Source organism: Bradyrhizobium sp. 956_D2_N1_4 (assembly GCF_052076025.1).
Taxonomy (GTDB): Bacteria; Pseudomonadota; Alphaproteobacteria; order Rhizobiales; family Xanthobacteraceae; genus Bradyrhizobium; species Bradyrhizobium barranii.
In genome coordinates this window covers 6,616,911-6,635,515 of record NZ_CP197237.1, presented here as the reverse complement: position 1 = coordinate 6,635,515, position 18,605 = coordinate 6,616,911, and the positions used below count along the sequence as shown (strand labels likewise).

Annotated in this window: 12 protein-coding genes and 1 pseudogene; 6 read left to right on the top strand and 7 right to left on the bottom strand. The window is 65.4% G+C overall.

Translation table 11 applies throughout. From position 1 onward, the window contains the following. Positions 1–100 precede the first annotated feature (100 nt). The 3 genes from AB7535_RS31395 to metG all read right to left on the bottom strand — a co-directional run bounded on the left by AB7535_RS31395 (position 101) and on the right by metG (position 5,876). Positions 101–2,977 carry an EAL domain-containing protein gene (locus AB7535_RS31395; protein ID WP_231143929.1) on the bottom strand — a complete coding sequence of 959 codons (2,877 nt, stop codon included), beginning with the start codon at positions 2,975–2,977 and terminating at the stop codon, positions 101–103. 153 nt (positions 2,978–3,130) lie between these two features. Further along, a complete protein-coding gene (locus tag AB7535_RS31390) occupies positions 3,131–4,129 on the bottom strand; it encodes an NAD(P)H-quinone oxidoreductase (protein ID WP_039158422.1) in 999 nt (332 codons plus the stop codon). Between the two features lie 67 nt (positions 4,130–4,196). Continuing rightward, positions 4,197–5,876: a methionine--tRNA ligase gene (metG, locus tag AB7535_RS31385; RefSeq protein WP_231143930.1), complete on the bottom strand. Its 1,680-nt coding sequence runs from the start codon at positions 5,874–5,876 to the stop codon at positions 4,197–4,199. Between the two features lie 275 nt (positions 5,877–6,151). Here metG and AB7535_RS31380 point away from each other — a divergent pair, with 275 nt between their 5' ends. Together AB7535_RS31380 and rcdA are read left to right on the top strand one after the other, a co-directional pair. After that, positions 6,152–6,343 carry a DUF1192 domain-containing protein gene (locus AB7535_RS31380; RefSeq protein ID WP_231143931.1) on the top strand — a complete coding sequence of 64 codons (192 nt, stop codon included), beginning with the start codon at positions 6,152–6,154 and terminating at the stop codon, positions 6,341–6,343. A gap of 626 nt (positions 6,344–6,969) precedes the next feature. Next, positions 6,970–7,479, top strand: coding sequence for a protease adaptor protein RcdA (gene rcdA, locus AB7535_RS31375; RefSeq protein WP_028148425.1), 510 nt, complete (start codon positions 6,970–6,972; stop codon positions 7,477–7,479). A 171-nt stretch (positions 7,480–7,650) separates the two neighbouring features. Here rcdA and rpmE read toward each other — a convergent pair whose 3' ends face one another. After that, complete coding sequence (gene rpmE, locus AB7535_RS31370; RefSeq protein ID WP_007599895.1) at positions 7,651–7,878, bottom strand: 50S ribosomal protein L31; 228 nt, start codon at positions 7,876–7,878, stop codon at positions 7,651–7,653. 200 nt (positions 7,879–8,078) lie between these two features. On the opposite strand from rpmE, the gene AB7535_RS31365 reads away from it, so the two are divergent. Further along, positions 8,079–9,923, top strand: a complete 1,845-nt coding sequence (locus tag AB7535_RS31365) for an ABC transporter ATP-binding protein/permease (RefSeq protein ID WP_231143932.1) — start codon at positions 8,079–8,081, stop codon at positions 9,921–9,923. 227 nt (positions 9,924–10,150) lie between these two features. Here the strand turns inward: AB7535_RS31365 and AB7535_RS31360 are convergent, their stop codons facing one another. The 3 genes from AB7535_RS31360 to AB7535_RS31350 form a co-directional block, all read right to left on the bottom strand. After that, positions 10,151–10,597 (bottom strand): GNAT family N-acetyltransferase, encoded by a 447-nt coding sequence (locus AB7535_RS31360; RefSeq protein ID WP_231143933.1) that lies wholly within the window; start codon positions 10,595–10,597, stop codon positions 10,151–10,153. Next, positions 10,597–11,625 (bottom strand): peptidoglycan -binding protein, encoded by a 1,029-nt coding sequence (locus AB7535_RS31355; RefSeq protein WP_135214699.1) that lies wholly within the window; start codon positions 11,623–11,625, stop codon positions 10,597–10,599. The genes AB7535_RS31360 and AB7535_RS31355 overlap by 1 nt, the downstream gene beginning before the upstream one ends. Before the next feature lie 152 nt (positions 11,626–11,777). After that, on the bottom strand, positions 11,778–12,803 hold the full coding sequence (locus tag AB7535_RS31350; protein ID WP_231143935.1) for a flagellar motor protein MotA: 1,026 nt from the start codon (positions 12,801–12,803) through the stop codon (positions 11,778–11,780). 382 nt (positions 12,804–13,185) lie between these two features. On the opposite strand from AB7535_RS31350, the gene AB7535_RS31345 reads away from it, so the two are divergent. From AB7535_RS31345 to AB7535_RS31335, 3 genes and pseudogenes are all read left to right on the top strand, one after another. Next, positions 13,186–14,211 (top strand): SAM-dependent methyltransferase, encoded by a 1,026-nt coding sequence (locus tag AB7535_RS31345; protein WP_354113068.1) that lies wholly within the window; start codon positions 13,186–13,188, stop codon positions 14,209–14,211. A gap of 194 nt (positions 14,212–14,405) precedes the next feature. Further along, positions 14,406–17,106 (top strand): annotated as a pseudogene (locus AB7535_RS31340) (autotransporter family protein). Between the two features lie 300 nt (positions 17,107–17,406). Beyond that, positions 17,407–18,600 carry an efflux RND transporter periplasmic adaptor subunit gene (locus AB7535_RS31335; protein WP_231143938.1) on the top strand — a complete coding sequence of 398 codons (1,194 nt, stop codon included), beginning with the start codon at positions 17,407–17,409 and terminating at the stop codon, positions 18,598–18,600. The last annotated feature ends 5 nt before the right edge of the window (positions 18,601–18,605 follow it).

The window sequence follows — 18,605 nt, the reverse complement described above, 5'->3', positions numbered from 1 at the left end:
CCCATTGATCTGGATCAAGCCCGGCATCAGCGCGCCGGTGCGGCACCCCGCTCGCTTTGCGAGCGACCCTTTCCGGGAGGAGAGCGGAAGAAGATAAGCGCTAGCTCGCCGCTTCCAGCCGCACTTCCGTGAGCAGACGCATCGCCGCGTCCGCATCCATCGGCTCGCCGAAGGCGAAGCCCTGCGCGTATTCGCAGCCCATCTGGTAGAGCTCGACCGCGTCGGAGTCTGTCTCAGCGCCTTCCGCGACCACGTCCATGCCGAGGTCATGCGCGAGCGCGATGATCGACTTCAGGATCACCGGACGGGTGCCGCGGTTGGTGGTGCGCACGAACGACTGGTCGATCTTGATGGTGTCGAACGGGAAGCGCTGCAGATAGGCCAGCGACGAATGGCCGGTGCCGAAATCGTCGAGCGACAGCCCGGTGCCGAGCTCGCGGATGCGCGTCAGCATCTGGGCTGCGTGCTCCGGGTTCTCCATCACCAGCGATTCCGTCAATTCCAGCTTCAGCGTGCCGCGCGCCACCGAGGAGCGCGACAGCACCGTGCGGATGTCGTGGATCAGATCGTGGCGCAGCAATTGCCGCGAGGAGACGTTGACGGAGGCGAAGATCGGCTCGCGCGAGCGCATCGCGCGTTGCCACACCGAAAGCTGCTTTGCGGTCTGGTCGAGCACGAACATGCCGAGGTCGACGATCAGGCCGGTCTCTTCCGCGATGCTGATGAATTCCGACGGCGCCATGCGTCCGAGCTTCGGATGATCCCAGCGCACCAGCGCCTCGAAGCCGGCTATCGAACGATCCTCCAGCCGCACGATCGGCTGGTACAGGATCGTGAGCTCCTGCCGCTCGATGGCGCGGCGCAGCTCGCTCTCCAGCGTCAGGCGGTCGGTCTTTCGCGCGCGCATCGCAGGCTTGTAGACGTCGATGCGGTCGCCGCCGATCCGCTTGGAATGATACATCGCAAGCTCGGCGTCCTTGATGATCTCGTCCGTCAACTGGGTCTGCGGATCGGAGAGCGCGAGCCCGATCGAGGCGGTGAGAAAAATCTCGCGGTCGTTGAAGGCGATCGGGGCGCGGATGGTCTTGCGGATGGTCTCGGCGAAGGCGGTGATGCGGGCGGGGTCCTGCTCCGAGAGCAGGATCAGGCCGAACTGGTCGCCGGCAAGCCGCGCCAGCGTGTCCTGCGGCTTCAGGATGCGGGTGAGGCGGCGGGCCAGCGTCAGCAGGATCGAGTCGCCGACCGCGATGCCGACGGAATCGTTGACCTGCTTGAAGCGGTCGAGGTCGATCACCATCAGCGTCGGCCGCAGCGTCGGCATGGTCTTGGCGAAATGCGCGACCGCGCCGAGCCGGTCCATGAACAGTTTCCGGTTGGGCAGCCCGGTGAGGTTGTCATGCACGGAATCGTGCAGCAGGCGCTCCTCGGCGTTGCGCAGCTCGGTGACGTCGGTGAGCGTGCCGACCACGCGCGAGACCTCGCCGTCCGAGCCGACCACCGGGCGCGCCTTCAGCGCGAACCACATGAAATGACCGTCCGGCGTGCGCAGCCGGAAATCCTGCACCAGGCGGCCGCGGCGCTGGTCGAGCACGCTGTCGAGCGCGGCGCGGAACCGGTCCTGGTCGAGCGGATGCAGCACCTCGAGCCACGACGCCGCGGGGCCTTCCAGCGTGCCGCGCTTGAGGCCGAGCAGGGCTTCGGTCTCGGGGCTGGTGAACACCTTGTCGGCGGAGACGTCCCAGTCCCAGATCAGATCGCCGGAACCGGCCAGTGCCAGCGCGCGCCGCTCGATGTCGGAGACGACGCCGGTGGTGGCGCTGCCGCCGGCAAAGGCGTGCTGCATCACCGTAAAGCCGATCAGCATCACGATCAGCACGAGGCCGCCGAGCAGGGCAGGGCCGACGATGTCGTTGGTGACGGAGCCCGCGACCGTCATGCCGGCCGCGACCACCCAGACCACCAGCAGGAACCAGGTCGGGATCAGCAGCACCGCGCGGTCGAAGCCGTGGGTGGAGAGGTAGACGATCAGCGCGAAGCCCGCGAAGGCGATCAGCACCAGCGACATGCGGGCGATGCCGGAAGCCACCGCCGGGTCGAACAAGGCGAGCGCCACCAGCGAACCCAGGAAGGCAAGCCAGAGCACCGTAATGTGCGAATAGCGCACGTGCCATCGACTGAGGTTGAGATAGGCGAACAGGAACACCAGCAGCGTCGCCGCCAATATCGCTTCACCCGCCGCGCGCCAGATGCGCTCGGCGTTGTTCGACATATCGAGCACCTTGCCCCAGAAGCCGAAATCGACGCCGATATAGACCAGCACCGCCCAGGCCAGCGCCGCGGCGGCCGGGAACATGATGCTGCCCTTCACCACGAACAGAATGGTGAGCACGAGCGCCAAAAGCCCGGAGATGCCGATCACGATGCCCTGGTAGAGCGTGAAGGAATTGACCTTGTCCTTGTAGGACTCGGGCTCCCACAGATAGAGCTGCGGCAGCTTGTCGGTGCGCAGTTCCGCGACAAAGGTGACGACGGCGCCGGGATCGAGCGTGATGCGGAACACGTCGGCCGTCGCGCTCTCCTGGCGCTCCGGGCGGTCGCCGATCGACGGCGTGATGGTCGCGATGCGCGACAGCCCGAGGTCGGGCCAGAGCAGGCCCGACGAGACGATGCGGTAATGCGGGGCGACGATCAGGCGGTCGAGCTGGTCGTCGGTGTTGTTGGCGAGCGCGAACACCACCCAGTTCTGGCCGCCCTCGCGGGCGCGCACCTCGATGCGGCGGACGATGCCGTCGGTGCCGGGTGCCGTGGAGACCTGGATGCGATCGGCGTCACTGCGCTGATGCTCGAGCACGCCGGTGAGGTCGATCGCGGGCGCGTCGCCGCGGACGCTGACGGCATCCAGCGCGCGCGCCGGGGACGCGGCGACGAGAATCATGAGGCCCAGCGCTATGGGCGCGAGGCACCTGATCAGACGCAAGGTCGGTTCTCCGCGTTCGACGCAAACTCTTCAGTGCAAGATGGTCAGTGCAAGGCGTTTTCCGAACGGAACAAGATGGTTCGGCGCGTCGCGATAGATGCCACGAAAGCGAGGAAAATCAAAGGGTTTCCGCTAACCCTGTGGGCCAGAGGCCTATACCTCCAACACAATTTTGCCAATATGTGCCGAGGTTTCCATGCGCCGGTGCGCGTCGGATGCCTTTTCCAGCGGGAAACTGCTGTCCATCAGCGGCTTGACGCGGCCTTCGCGCAACAGCGGCATCACTTTCGCCTCGATTGCGGCCACCATTGCCGCCTTGTCCGCATTACTACGGGGGCGCAGGGTCGAGCCGGTATGGGTCAGGCGCTTCACCATCACCTTGGCGATGTTGACGCTGACCTTGGGGCCGTTGAGGGTTGCGATCTGCACGATGCGGCCGTCGACCGCCGCGGCATCATAGTTGCGATCGACATACTCGCCGGCCACCATGTCGAGGATCAGGTTGGCGCCGGTATTATTGGTCTCCGCCTTGACCACGGCGACAAAGTCCTCGGTCTTGTAGTTGATGGCGCGGTCGGCACCTAACTTGAGGCAGGCATCGATCTTGTCCTGCGATCCCACGGTGACGAACACTTTCGCGCCAAAGGCTTTCGCAAGCTGGATCGCCATGGTGCCGATGCCGGAGGAGCCGCCATGGATCAGCAGCGTCTCGCCGGCCTTCAGGCCGCCGCGCTCGAACACGTTGTGCCAGACCGTCATCAGGGTTTCCGGCAGCGCGCCGGCTTCCTTGATCGACAGCGCCGGCGGCACGCTCATCGCCTGGGCGTCCTGCGCGATGCAGTACTGCGCATAACCGCCGCCGGCGACCAGCGACATCACCTTGTCGCCGATCTTGTGCCGTTTGGCGTTGCTGCCGACCGCCACCACTTCGCCGGCGATCTCGAGCCCCGGCAGGTCGCTGGCGCCGGGCGGCGGCGGATAGGCGCCGGAGCGCTGCGCCACGTCGGGCCGGTTGACGCCCGCGGCCTGCACCTTGACCAGGATCTCGTCGGGACCGGGCTGCGGAACGGCACGTTGTTCCGGCACCAGCACCTCCGGTCCACCGGGCTTGGAGATGGCGACCACGGTCATTTGCGCGGGCAGCTTGTCCATGATGTGTCCTTGGATGAATGAATTCGGCGGATGGCATATCGCCTTTTTCCGCCGAAGTGAAACGACATTAAGGCCCGAACCGCGCCGCAAGATGGCTTGCTCTTTCGGGAGATATTTTTTCGACCAGTGGACCGATCGGCGCGATCGCTGTGCCGGCGCCGCCGTCGAGCAGGTCCGCGATTGGGCCACAGGGCCAGCGTGGCGCGGCATCTTCGCCGGCGAGGGCGTGCAGCACATTTTCCGACAGGCTGGGCACGATACTCCACGCCAGCACGGCGCAGGTGCGGACCAGATTGAGGGCTGTTCGCGTCACGATCGCTGCGCGAAGCCGATCGGACTTGATGGCTGTCCAGGGCGCGGCATGCTGCAGGTAAGCGTTCGCCACATCCCAGATCGCGCGCGTTGCGGCGGCCGCAGCGCGAAACTCGACCGCCTCGTGATGGCGTCGCAGCGTCGCGATACGCTGCTCCAGTTCCCGTGCGAGCAGGTGCTCGGCCTCGTCAGGAGCGCCGCCTTCCGGAATCCGCCCCTCGAAGGCCCGATGGGCGAAGCTGACAATGCGATTGACGAGGTTGCCGAAGATGTCGGCGAGATCCTTGTTCACGTCGGCGACGAACCTGGCAACGTTGAAATCGGTGTCGGCGCTTTCGGGCGCGTTGGCGATCAGCCACCAGCGCCAGAGATCGGCGGGCAATTCCTCCAGGGCCTGGTCGGTAAAGATGCCCCGATTGCGGCTGGTCGAGAACTTGCCGCCCTCGTAATTGAGCCAGTGGAATCCCTTGATCACGTCCACGCTCTTCCAGGGCTCGTTCGAGCCGATCAGCGTCGCCGGGAAGCTCACGGTGTGGAATGGGATGTTGTCCTTGCCGAGGAACTGGACGTAGCGGACGTCATCGGCCTGCCACCACCATTTTCGCCAGTCGCGGCCGGGCGCGGCGGCGGCCCATTCCTGGGTGGCGGCGATGTAACCGATCGGCGCGTCGAACCAGACATAGAAGACCTTGTCGGCGAATCCCTCTCGCGGAACCGGGATGCCCCAGGCCAGATCGCGCGCGATGCAGCGATCGCGCAGATCGGCTGTCAGCCAGCCTTTCGCGGTCGATACCACGAAGGAGGGCCAGCCGGAGCGGCTGTCGATCCACGCGCTCAACGCTCCGACAAGCTGCGACTGGCGCAGGAACAGATGGCGGCTTTCGCGGACCTCCAGCGCCCGGTCGCCCGACAGCGCAGATCGCGGGTCGATCAGTTCGGGCGGATCGAGCAGCGCGCCACACTGGTCACATTGATCACCGCGCGCGGACGGGTCGCCGCAATGCGGGCAGGTGCCGAGCACGTAGCGGTCCGGCAGGAAGCGGCCGTCCGTGGGCGACCAGACCTGCGGCAACTTACGTTCCTCGATCAATCCGGCATCGTCGAGCCTGCGATAGAAGTGCTGCGTCAGAGCGCTGTTCTGTGCCGAGCTGGTTCGCCCGAAATGGTCGAAGGAAAGGCCGAACCGGCGGTAGATGTCGGCCTGGATTGCGTGCTGCGCATCGCAGAAAGTGCGGACATCCTGTCCGGCGCGAACGGCGCCGAGCTCGGCCGGCGTGCCGTGCTCGTCGGTGGCGCAGATGAAGAGCACGTCGTCGCCGATCTGCCGCCTGAAGCGGGCATGGACATCGGCGGGGAGGAGCGAGCCTATGAGATTGCCGAGATGCTTGACGCCGTTCACGTAGGGAAGGGCGCTGGTGATGAGAATTTTGGTCATGACTACGGTCTTTCGCGTTTGGTGATGCCGACCGACGAAAAATCAAAAGCCCTCCCGCATGATCGGAAGGGCTTGGGGTCGGCTCATGCCTCACGCGCGTGGACGCGCGCTTATCCCGTCCGGTCAACCTCCTTGCGGTCGGGCCGGGGCATTCGCGTCAGGTGTTGCGCGCTCGCGAAACTCACTGCAAATTCTCCTTGTGCAGAAGCGGTACCATTTCGGCTCGGAAAACGCCAGATCGGCGTCGTTCAGGACAGGACTGCCCGGGAGGACACATGGCCATCGAGGACGACGACAAACCGCGCAAGAAGATCAGCCATGAAATCGGACAGGATCTCTCACTCCTGTCAGTGGAGGAACTGACCGAGCGCGTCGCGCTGCTCAACACCGAGATCGCAAGGCTCGAGGAAGCCGCCACCAAGAAGCGAGCCTCGCGCAATGCGGCGGATAGTTTTTTCAAGAAGTAGGGCCCAGCGCTCACCTCTCGTGTCCCGGACGCGGTGCAGCGCGTAGCGCTGCTCCGCAGAGACGGGACCCATGCTTCGCGCAAAACTATCTCGCGTCGTCATTCCGGGGCGGCGTGCAGCGCCGAGCCCGGAATCCATAATCACGGGCAGTTGAAACGGGCAGGCTGAGCCGGGCCACCGCATCCGCCTGTGGCTATGGATTCTCAGATGCGCAATTGCGCATCAAAGCTCGCGACTTCGTGGCGCCCCGGAATGACGAGTGCCGAGTTTGTTCCGCCGCCCCCTCGGCCAGTGACCGACATGGCTAACGAACTCTCAAAAAATTAGCTCGTTTACTTCCAATTAAGCTTTCGGGTTTATGACTGGAGCTGTCCTCGTTTGGACACCGAGTGGCTCCTGTCCACTCTGTTTGACGCCTCCCTGTTATCAACTTTCAAAGCCGCCGGTCTCCGGCGGCTCTTTTTTTGCCTTTTTGGGTCCCGTTCCGGTTGAATTCCGAGGAAAGACGCGCGGAAACCATATCCGCGCTTGTCGCTGGACTCCGCGTCCGGCTCGCGCAATGATTTGTTCATCATAAGCCGGCGCCAAAGCCGGACAGTCAGACAGTTGCGTAAGGGGCGTTAACCATGGAACGTTTGCAAGCCGAAGGTGCTCTCGTTCAACTCAGCGAGCGGTTCACCAATTCTGCGGCGTTCGGCGTCCTGTTCCGTGAGGGCATGGACCTGGTGGAAGAGACCGCCGCCTATCTCGATGGCGCCGGCCGCACCGAGGCCAAGGCGCTCGATCGCGCCGTCAGCCTCACCTATGCGACCGAGAGCATGCGTCTGACCACCCGCCTGATGCAGCTGGCCTCGTGGCTGCTGCTGCACCGCGCGGTGAAGGAAGGCGAGATGACGCTGAGCCAGGCCAATCGGGAGAAGACCAAGGTCAAGCTCAGCGCCGCCGATCCCGGCCCGTCCGATACCGTCGAGAAGCTGCCCTCGCAGCTCCAGGATCTGATCCATCGCTCGATGAGCCTTCAGACCCGCGTGCGCCGCCTCGACACCACCATCCACACCCCGCCGGTCGAATACGTGGCGATCGGCAACCCGCTGGTGCCGCAGCTCAACGCGCTGAAGGCCGCGTTCGAGCGGTAAGCACCCAGGTGTGGGCAAAGGCGCAAAGCGCCGTGCCCACCATTTTGCTTTCCGGATCGTAGAAGGAATGGTGGGCACGCTTCGCTTTGCCCACCCTACAGGTCTCGCCACAAACAAAAACGCCCCCGGTCTGACCGGGGGCGTTTTTCGTGTCCAGCCTTGCGGGCGGGATCAATCCTTTTTGAGAAAGCCCGAAAACTTCTTCTGGAAGCGCGAGACGCGGCCGCCGCGATCCATCAGCTGGGCGTTGCCGCCGGTCCAAGCCGGATGCGACTTCGGGTCGATGTCGAGGTTCAGCGTGTCGCCTTCCTTGCCCCAGGTGGAGCGGGTCAGGTACTCGGTTCCGTCGGTCATCACGACCTTAATCGTATGATAATTCGGATGAATTTCGGCTTTCATGGCAATTCCTCGGCGCCCGGCGCCTGTCTTGAGTGGCTATCGAATGACGGATTTGGCGGGGTCTATACCCCACAGGCCCCTTTAAAACAAGCCATTGTGGGCAAAGGAGAACCGGGCCCTCCCCTAAGGGACATCCCGGATTTGCCACTCCCCCCGCAGCGGCCTATGTGGAGCTAATATGTCTCCTTGGGTCCGATCTCATGAGCGCTGTGGAACGGCTTGACGACCAGTACCGCGACGAGCGCGCCGGGCCTGAGGCCCCGTCGATCGAAGCCGAGTTGATCGAGACGCCGGCGAAGGGCCGCGCGAAGCTACGGCCGCTGCTGGCACTTGCGCCCTATGTGGCCCGCTATCGCGGCCGCGCGGCGCTCGCCTTCGTCGCGCTCACGGTCGCGGCGCTGACCACGCTGCTGGTGCCCATCGCTGTGAGGCGGATGATCGATTTCGGCCTGACGCCGGAAGGCATCGCGCTGATCAACAGCTACTTCTCGGTGATGATCGCGGTGGTCGCCGTGCTCGCGCTTGCCAGCGCCTCGCGATACTACCTCGTGATGACGATCGGCGAGCGCATCGTCGCCGACCTCCGGCGCGACGTCTTCGCCCATCTGCTCTCGCTCTCGCCGGCCTTCTTCGATTCCGCGCGCAGCGGTGAGCTGGTGTCGCGGCTTACGGCCGACACCACCCAGATCAAGTCCGCGGTCGGCGCCTCCGTCTCGATCGCGCTGCGCAATCTCATGATGTTCTTCGGTGCGGCGGCGATGATGGTGATCACCAGCCCGCGCCTCTCCGGCTTCGTGCTGCTCGCCATTCCCCTGATCGTGCTGCCGCTGGTCGCGTTCGGGCGCTGGGTGCGGCGTCTGTCGCGCAATGCGCAGGACACGCTCGCCGAAGCCTCCGCCTATGCGGGCGAGCTGGTCGGCGCCATCCGCACCGTGCAGGCCTATACCAGCGAGGGGCTCGCCGAGAAGCGTTTTGGCGGCGAGGTCGAGCAGGCCTATGAAGCCGCGCGCACCTCCACGCAGGCCCGCGCCGTGCTCACCGCCATCATCATCTTCATCGTGTTCGCAAGCGTGGTCGCGATCCTCTGGATCGGCTCGCATGACGTCCTGATCGGTACGATCTCGCCGGGTCGGCTCGGCCAGTTCGTGCTCTACGCGGCCTTCGCCGCGGCCGGCCTCGGCCAGCTCAGCGAGGTCTGGGGCGAGGTCTCGGCTGCCTCCGGCGCCGCCGAGCGCCTGTTCGAGATCCTGCATGTGCAGCCCGAGATCACCGCGCCGGCGTCACCGCGCGCGCTGCCCGTGCCGGCGCGCGGCGAGGTCGGCTTCGACCAGGTCAGCTTCGCTTATCCGGCGCGGCCTCACGTCAATGTGCTCGATGCCGTGTCGTTCACCGTGCGCCCCGGCGAGAAGGTCGCGATCGTCGGCCCCTCAGGCGCCGGCAAGAGCACCATCTTTCATCTCCTGCTGCGCTTCTACGACCCGCGGGGCGGCGCGATCTCCCTCGACGGCGTGCCGGTCAAATCCGCGGACCCGCGCGATTTCCGCTTGCGCATCGCACTGGTGCCGCAGGAATCCAACGTATTTGCCGCGAGCGCCCGCGAGAACATCCGCTTCGGCCGGCCCGATGCGACCGATGCCGAGGTCGAGCGCGCCGCCGAGCTCGCGCATGCCGCCGAGTTCATCCGCCGCCTGCCCGAAGGTTTCGAGACCCCGCTCGGCGAACGCGGCGTGACGCTCTCCGGCGGCCAGCGCCAGCGCATCGCGATCGCCCGCGCCATCCTGCGCGATGCGCCGCTCTTGCTGCTCGATGAAGCCACCTCCGCGCTCGACGCCGAAAGCGAGACGCTGGTACAGACCGCACTCGAAGAGCTGATGCGCCACCGCACCACGCTGGTGATCGCACATCGTCTCGCCACCGTGCTGTCCTGCGACCGCATCCTGGTGATGGACCAGGGCAAGATCGTCGAGCAGGGCACGCATACGGAGCTCGTCGCCAAGAACGGGCTCTATGCGAGGCTGGCGAGGCTGCAGTTCGAGGGCGCGTGAGGCGTCCCGCCTGCTGCCTCATTCACGGTGTCATCGCCCGCGAAAGCGGGCGATCCAGTATTCCAGAGACAGTAGTGCGATTCGGAGAAGTCGCGGCGCACTGGATGCCCCGGTCCCGGCTCCGCCAAGGCTACGCCGAGGCCCACACGAGCGCTCGGCACGCCGAAGCTTCAGCGAAGGCGGCAAGCCGGGGCATGACAGCGGAGGGGGGTCGGCAGCAAACCTCGTCACGCCCGCCATGTCATCTTCAGCACCGGCCGTCCCGAGGTCGGGTTCAGATCCTCGCCGGCTTGGGCAAAGCCGTTGCGCTCGTAGAAGCGGATGGCGCGGGCATTGTCCTTGTTGACGAGCAGCGTGACGCCTGACGGCGACAGCCGCTTGGCCTCATCCACCAGCAGCCTGGCCGCATCCGAGCCCCAGTGCGCGGGATCGACCACGAGCTGGTCGAGATAGCCTTCGCCGTCGATGGTGACGAAGCCGGTCAGCACGCCGTCCGCTTCCGCGACCACGATCGAGGCTTTCGGCACCAGATCCTTGCGCCAGCGCTCGCGCCACCAGTCCAGCCGCGCGGCGAAATCGATCTGCGGATAGGCCTGCTGCCAGGTGCGATGCCAGAGGTCGATCGAGGCGGCTTCGTCCTCGGGGCGGTAGGGGCGGAGGTGGAGGGCGCTCACTACCGCTCCGTCAGCTTCAGCTCGATGCGGCGGTTGCGCTTGAAGGCCTCTTCCGTGTTGGCGGTGTCGAGCGGCTGGAATTCGCCGAAGCCGGCGGCGACGAGGCGTTGGGCGGGCACGCCGAGCGAGATCAGGTATTGCACCACCGAGATCGAGCGCGCCGCGGACAGGTCCCAGTTGGACTTGAAATTCGCGCCGCTGACCGGGCGTATGTCGGTGTGGCCGTCGACGCGCAGCACCCAGGGGATTTCGCTCGGGATCTTCTTGTCGAGATCGATCAGCGCGGTCGCCAATGTGTCGAGCTCGGCGCGGCCTTCCGGCAGAAGTGTCGCCTGGCCGGTGTCGAAAAACACTTCGGACTGGAACACGAAGCGGTCGCCGACGATGCGGATGTCAGGGCGATTGCCCAGAATGGTGCGCAGGCGGCCGAAGAACTCCGAGCGATAACGCGACAATTCCTGCACGCGCTGCGCCAAGGCAACATTCAGGCGAGACCCGAGATCGGCGATGCGGTTCTGCGATTCCTTGTCGCGCTTCTCGCTGGCGTCGAGCGCCTCCTCCAACGCCGCCAACTGCCGTCGCAGCGCGCTGATCTGCTGGTTCAGCACCTCGATCTGCGCCAGCGCTCGCGCCGAGACTGACTTCTCCGAGTCCAGCGCCTTGCCGAGCTCAGTGGACTTGCCCTGGGCGTCGTTGCCGGCAGCGGCGAGGCCGTCATAGAGGCCCTTGATGCGATCTCGCTCGGTCTCGGCCGAGGCGAGGCCCGCTTTCAATTGCGAGACCTGGTCGTCCAGCGTGAGCTTGCCGAGCTTCTCCAGCGACAAGAGCTCGTTGAGCTGGGCGATCTTGGCGTTGAGCTGCTCCAGCGCCTTGTCCTTGCCGGTGACCTCCTGCGACAGGAAGAACTGCACGACCAGGAACACCGACAGCAGGAACACGATCGACAGCACCAGCGTCGACAGCGCGTCGACGAATCCGGGCCAGTAGTTGAAGCCGGCTTCGCTGCGGCGGCCGCGGGCTAGAGCCATTGTCGTCTCCGTTCTCTCGTGTCCCGGACGCGCTGCAGCGTGCAACGCTGCTGCGCAGAGCCGGGACCCATTCCTTGTTTCTCTGGGCCCCGGCTCAGCAGCGCATCACCGCGTGCTGCGCTGCGTCCGGCGCACGATACTTCTTGCGCGGCTCAGCCCTTCTCCGGCTGGCGCGCGATGCGCTCCAGCAGGCGGCGGATCTCGCGGTTCTGCTCGCCCTGACCGTCGGCCCATTCGCGGATCATCTGCTGCTCGGTCCGCATGTGCGAGACCAGCGCCTGGATGGCTTCGGCAAGGCTCGCCATTGCCGCCGTGGTGCCGCGGCTGGCGCTGCCTTCCTCGAGCACGGAGCGTAAGCGCTCGACGGCGGCCTGGAGTTCGCCGCTGGCAACGCCGCCGCCGCCACCGGCGGCTGCGACCGCAACCTCGCCGTGGCCATATTCGCGCACGGTGGTGGCGAGCCAGTCTTCGAGGTCGGTGTAGAAGCGGTTCTGGGCCTGGCTCGATTGCAGATCGAGGAAGCCGAGGATCAGCGAGCCGGCGAGGCCGAACAGCGAGCTCGAGAACGAGATGCCCATGCCGCCGAGCGGGGCGGCGAGGCCCTCCTTCAGCGTGTCGAACAGGGCGCCGGAATCGCCCCCGACCTTGAGCCCGTCGATCACCTTGCCGACCGAGCCGACCGTCTCGATCAGGCCCCAGAAGGTGCCGAGCAGGCCGAGGAAGACCAGCAGGCCGGTCATGTAGCGGGAGATGTCCCGGGCCTCGTCCAGGCGGGTCGCGATCGAATCGAGCAGGTGCCGCATGGTGGTCTGGGTGATCGACATCCGCCCGGTGCGCTCGCCGCCGAGGATCATGGCCATCGGCGCCAGCAGCTTCGGGTGCCGGGACGGCGCCAGGCCGGGATCGGCGATGCGGAAATTGTTGACCCAGGAGACTTCGGGGTAGAGCCGGATCACCTGGCGGAAGGCCAGGATGATGCCGATGAACAGCACGCCGCCGATCAGGGCATTGAGGCCGGGATTGGCGAAGAAGGCCAGGATGATCTGCTTGTAGAGCACCACGCCGACCAGGGTGCACAGCACCAGAAAGACCAGCATCCGCACCAGGAAAACGCTGGGTGAGGATAGCTTGGTATATTCGATATCGATGGGGGAGCGGTGCGAGGCGCCTGGCGGCATGGCCGGTATCATCCGTTACGAACTTGCTTGCGGGGCGCACTATGGCACAGCGGTAGCCCAAAAAAAGCGCCGGATGTGCCGATTTCGTGGAGAGCTCTCGGAACCCAAAGCTGAAACCGCGCTTTGATAGAGGCGCAATTTGCAAAACTTCGGCATTCCGCAGGCTTAGGTCGGATTTTTTGCATGGTGACGAATCCTGGGGAGTGGCCGTCATCGCGCTCTTGCTCGCGGTCCGGATGGCGCTCGCCTGGGTGGCGCGGCGGCATCTGCGGCGCGGTCGATCCTGTCTGGACCTCAGAGCCCGCCGGGCGGGTGGCAACGCCCGAACCTGTCCGTTCCTTCCGCCGCCGCCACAACGAGACCTGATCAACGGAGTGATCGCATGAGCGTCGTTTCCGCGATCTTCGGGACTGCCGAACGCGTGCCGCTGCCCGACGTCGTGATCCGCGCCGCGATCCAGCGCCTGTGCTCGCGCACGGCGACGCGCATGTCCGCGCTGGGCGCGGCCGACGATGCCGCCTTCGCCGGGCGGATGATCCTGCGGCCGATCGCCGGGGACGCGGATGCCGTCAATGCCGGGCATGACGAGGTGCCCGCGGCGTTCTTTGCGGAGGTGCTCGGCCCCAACCGCAAATATTCGTCCTGCTTCTACAAGTCCGATGCGAGCACGCTGCAGGAGGCGGAGGAGGAGGCGCTGCGCCAGACCGTCGAGCACGCCGGTCTCGCCGACGGCCAGACCATCCTCGAGCTCGGCTGCGGCTGGGGCTCGCTGTCGCTGTGGATGGCGCGGCGGTTCCCGCATGCGAAGGTGACGGCGGTGTCGAACTCGCAGACCCAGCGCGCCTATGTCGAGGAGCAGGCGCAGCTGCGCGGGCTGTTGAACCTGCGCGTGGTCGCCGCGGACATGAACGTGTTCGCGCCCGACGGGCAATTCGACCGCATCGTCTCGGTCGAGATGTTCGAGCAGATGATGAACTGGCGCAAGCTGATGACGCGCGTGCGGTCCTGGCTCGCGCCTGACGGGCGCTTCTTCATGCACATCGTCACCCATCGCTCCGGCTCTCATCTGTTCGACCGCGCCAATCGCGAGGACTGGATCGCGCAGCATGTCTTCATGGATGGATTGATGCCGAGCCATCACCTCGTCAGGCAATTCGGCGACGTCTTCAGGATCGAGAAGGAATGGTGCTGGAGCGGAACGCACTATCGGCGCACCGCGAACGACTGGCTCGCCAATTTCGATGCGCATCGCGACACGATCGAAGCGTCCCTGCGCAAAGTCCATGGCGAGGAGACCGCTTTGTGGATGCGACGCTGGCGCTGGTTCTTCCTCGCGACATCAGGGCTGTTTGGCTACGCCGATGGCAGCGAATGGGGCGTCAGCCACTACCGGATGAAGGCGGGTTAGGGCGCGTACTCCCGAAAGAACTTGTTAAGCGTCTTTCGTTGCGCAAACGGCACACGCCGCGTGCATCTTCGGAGAAACACGTTTCGATTGTTGTCTGATCGTTTCTGCTCGCCTAGCGTTGTGGTTGTACTTCGTGGACCACACGACAAGAAAATCCGCATCCTCGAACGGTGCGGACGCAATTGGAATAGTGCATGCGCGAATGCATCGGGGCTGCTGCGACGATCCGACGACAATCAGATGACATGCTTCGCAGGAGTCCGAATCGGACTCGGCATTGTTCCCCCGGCACCCACCGGACTCGCATGCTTCGCTTGCTGCTGGCGAGCCTGTTGGTTGTGGCGCTGTCGGCGCTGTTCACACGATCAGCCTCGGCCCAGGCCAATTGGACCGGCTTGACCAGCAACGATTGGATGACCGGGGGCAACTGGACGACCGCCGCCCCTCCCGTCCCAGGTCAAACCGTCAACATCGGTATCCTGGGTGCGCCGCCGCAAGGGGAGACGATCCTCGGCGTCGGCGGCCCGTTCAGCGTTTCGGTGGGGACCATCAGCATTGGCAACAGCGGTGCACCGGCCGGCAATCTGACGATCCAGAACGGCAGCACGCTGACGAGTACCGGCTCATCGCGGATCGGAGTTGCGGCCGGAACCACCGGAATCGTGACGGTCACCGGAGCAGGCTCGCAATGGAGCATTCCAGGTGGAAATTTCTTTGTCGGTTTTCTAGGCGCGGGCACGCTCAACATCCAAAACGGCGGGCGCGTCGTTACAGGAGCCGGCACGGTCCTGGCCAACGGCGCCTCATCTTCCGGCACGCTCAACATCAGTGGCGGCGGCATATTGGAAACTCAATCCCTGCGGGGCGTGGCCGGGGCGAGCCAGGCCAATTTCGACAATGGTATCCTGCGGGCGACGGCTAGCAACGCTACCTTCATCAACGGATTTTCAGGCACCAAGCTCAACATCCTCGCGGGCGGGCTGACGATCGACACCGGCGCGTTCACGGTCGGCACCGATGCCACCTCCGCCTTCACCGGCGCCGGCGGACTGACCAAGATCGGCAACGGCACCCTGAACCTCGCCGCCAGCAGCCTCTATGCCGGCCAGACCGTGATCCAGGCCGGTATCCTCGCGCTCACCGGTGCGGGCGCCATCAGCAACTCGAGCCGCGTCGTCGCCAACGGGACGTTCGACATTTCCGGCATCACCGCCGGCGGCGCCAGCATTCAGAGCCTCGCCGGCAGCGGCGGCGTCAGTCTCGGCGCGAAGAACCTGACGATCACCAACGCGAACGACACGTTCGCCGGCGTGATCGGTGGCACGGGCGGCCTGACAGTCAGCGGCGGCGCGCAGACGCTGACCGGCGCCAATAGCTACAACGGGGCGACAAACGTGAGCGGCGGTACGCTGCGCGCGGGAGCGGCGAACACGTTCAGCGCAGCGTCGGCCTTCAACGTGGCCGCGGGCGGCACACTCGACCTCGCCGGCTTCAATCAAACGCTCACCTCGCTCGGCAATGCCGGCACGGTCACCCTCGGCGGCGCGCCGGGAACCACGCTGACCGTGGTCGGCAACTACGTCGGCAATGGCGGCACGGTGCAGCTCAACACCCGGCTCGGCGGCGACGGCTCGCCGACCGACCTGTTGCGGGTGCAGGGCAGCACGTCGGGCTCGTCGTCGCTGCGGGTCACCAATGTCGGCGGCACCGGCGCGCAGACCACCGAAGGCATCAAGGTGATAGACGTGGCCGGCGCGTCCAACGGCAGTTTTTCGCTCCTGGGCAGCTATGTCCTTCACGGCGAGCAGGCGGTGGTCGGCGGCGCCTATGCCTATACGTTGCAGAAGAACGGCATCGCCACTCCCGGCGACGGCGATTGGTATCTGCGCTCGAGCCTGATCAATCCGCCGGCCTCGGTACCTCCCGGTCCGCTCTATCAGCCGGGCGTTCCGCTGTACGAGAACTACGCGCAGGTGCTGCTCGGCATGAACGATCTGCCGACGCTGCAGCAGCGCGTCGGCAACCGCTATTGGGGCGGCAGCGACGCCATGGCCCGCGTCGGCGCCCACGGCGTTCTGGGGCCGCATCGAAGGTGGCCATTCCGACTTGCAGCCCTCCAACACCACCGGCTCGACCTACAAGGCCGATCATTTGAAGGTGCAGACGGGGCTTGATGGTCTCGTGCTGGAGAACGAGCGGGGCCGGCTGATCGTCGGCCTCACCGCGCAATATGGCCTGACGACCGCCAATGTCGCGTCGTTCTTCGGCAATGGCCGTATCCGTGTTGAAGGGACGGGCGTCGGCAGCACGCTGACCTGGTATGGCGACAACGGTTTCTATGTCGACGGTCAGGCGCAGTCGATGTTCTACCGCAGCGATCTGTCGTCCGTGCTGGCCGGCAGCCTGACCCACGGCAATGAAGGATTTGGCTATGCCTTCAGCGCCGAAACCGGCAAGCGGATCGGCTTCGGCAATGGCTGGTCGCTGACGCCGCAGGTGCAGCTCTCCTATTCGAAGGCCGCCTTCGACAGCTTTGCCGATCGGTTCGGCGCGCAGGTAGCGTTGCGTGATGGTGACAGCCTGCTCGGCCGCGCCGGCCTTGCCCTCAACCATCAGAGGACCTGGAACGATGCCACGGGCATCGTGCGATCCGATGTCTACGGCATTGCCAATCTGCGTTACGAGTTCCTCAACGGCACCAATGTCGATGTCGCAGGCATCGGTTTTGCCAGTGCGCAGGATCGGCTGTGGGGCAGCATCGGCGGCGGCGGCACCTACAGCTGGGCCAATGGCCGCTACGCCCTCTTCGGCGAGGTCTCCTACAATGCGAGCCTCAACAACAGCTCGGACAACCGCAATTACAAGGGCACCGGCGGCTTCCGCCTCATGTGGTGAATCCTGCGCTTTGTACCGGCGCTGTGCCGGTCCGAAAGAAGGTCGTCTTTCAGGTTCGTAACGTTTCGTTGCGATCTTCTGTCGCAGCTCGCGGTGATGGAACCCGACTCACAATCCGGTGAGTCCCGAAAAGCGCCCTGAACTCAGCATGATAGGTCATGTGGCATTGAGCCGCCCGCGCAATGCGTTGCGTCGCAGCAAGTACCTTCTATCTTGACGGCATCAGCCGCATGGAATCGCCCAGAACGGGTTCGCGCGGAGCGTGATTTCAGTTTCAACAACATCGGGGCGCTTAACTTCATGTCAGGACTTCGCGCGCGATCGGCATGCGTTGCAATCATGCTCGCGGCCTTTACGCCGCTGCTCGCGGGCTGCGACGAATCCGTCTCTGCGGTGTCCGCTGCCCAGCCCGCCGACCCTGACGTCAGCATCGTCATCGTCAAGCCGCAGCCGCGCGCCGTGGTGCGCGAGCTGCCGGGCCGCATCGCGCCGACGCGCGTCTCCGACGTGCGGCCGCGCATCTCCGGCATCGTGGTCGAGCGCCTGTTCCGCCAGGGCAGCGAGGTGAAGGCCGGCGATGCGCTCTATCGCATCGATCCGCGTCCGTTCGAGGTCGAGGTGATGGCCACCGAGGCGGCCGTCGCCAAGGCCGAGGCCGGGCTGATGCAGGCGAGACAGCAGGCGCACCGCATCGCCACCCTCACCAAGGACCGCGCTGCCCCGGAAGCCGAGAACGAGAAGGCGATCGCGGCCGAGCGTCAGGCCCATGCCGAGGTCGAAGGCCGCAAGGCGGAACTCGCACGCGCCAAACTTAATCTCGACTATGCCACCGTGCGCGCGCCGATCGACGGCGTCGTCGGTGCGGCGCTGGTCAGCGAGGGCGCGCTCGCAGTGCAGAACGAGACCAACCTCGCCAGCATCCAGCAGCTCGATCCGATCTATGCCGACTTCACCCAGTCGGTGACCGAACTCAACCAGCTCCGCCGCGCCTTCGAGAGCGGCGACCTCGAGCGCATCGCGGCCGATGCCGCCAAGGTGCGCCTCGTGCTCGACGACAACACCCTTTATTCGCTCGATGGCAAGCTGCTGTTCTCCGACGCCAAGGTCGACGCCCATACCGGCCAGGTGACCCTGCGCGGCGAATTCCGCAATCCCAAGCGCGAGCTGCTGCCGGGCATGTATGTCCGCGTCCGCATCGACCAGGGTCTCGACAGCGACGCGATCGCGGTGCCGCAGCAGGCGATCCAGCGCAATGGCGGCGGCGGCAGCGAGGTGTTCGTCGTCAAGGACGACAACCACATCGCCGTGCAGCCGGTGCGCACGGGGTCGGTGCAGGACGGACTCTGGTTCGTGACCGAGGGCCTGAAGGCCGGCGACAAGGTCGTGGTCGAAGGCTTCCAGAAGTTCGCCGCCGGCGACAAGGTGAAGCCGCAATCCTGGTCGGAAGCGGACGCCACCGCGGACAATCGGCACGCCCAGAAGCTGACGCGGTAACGCGC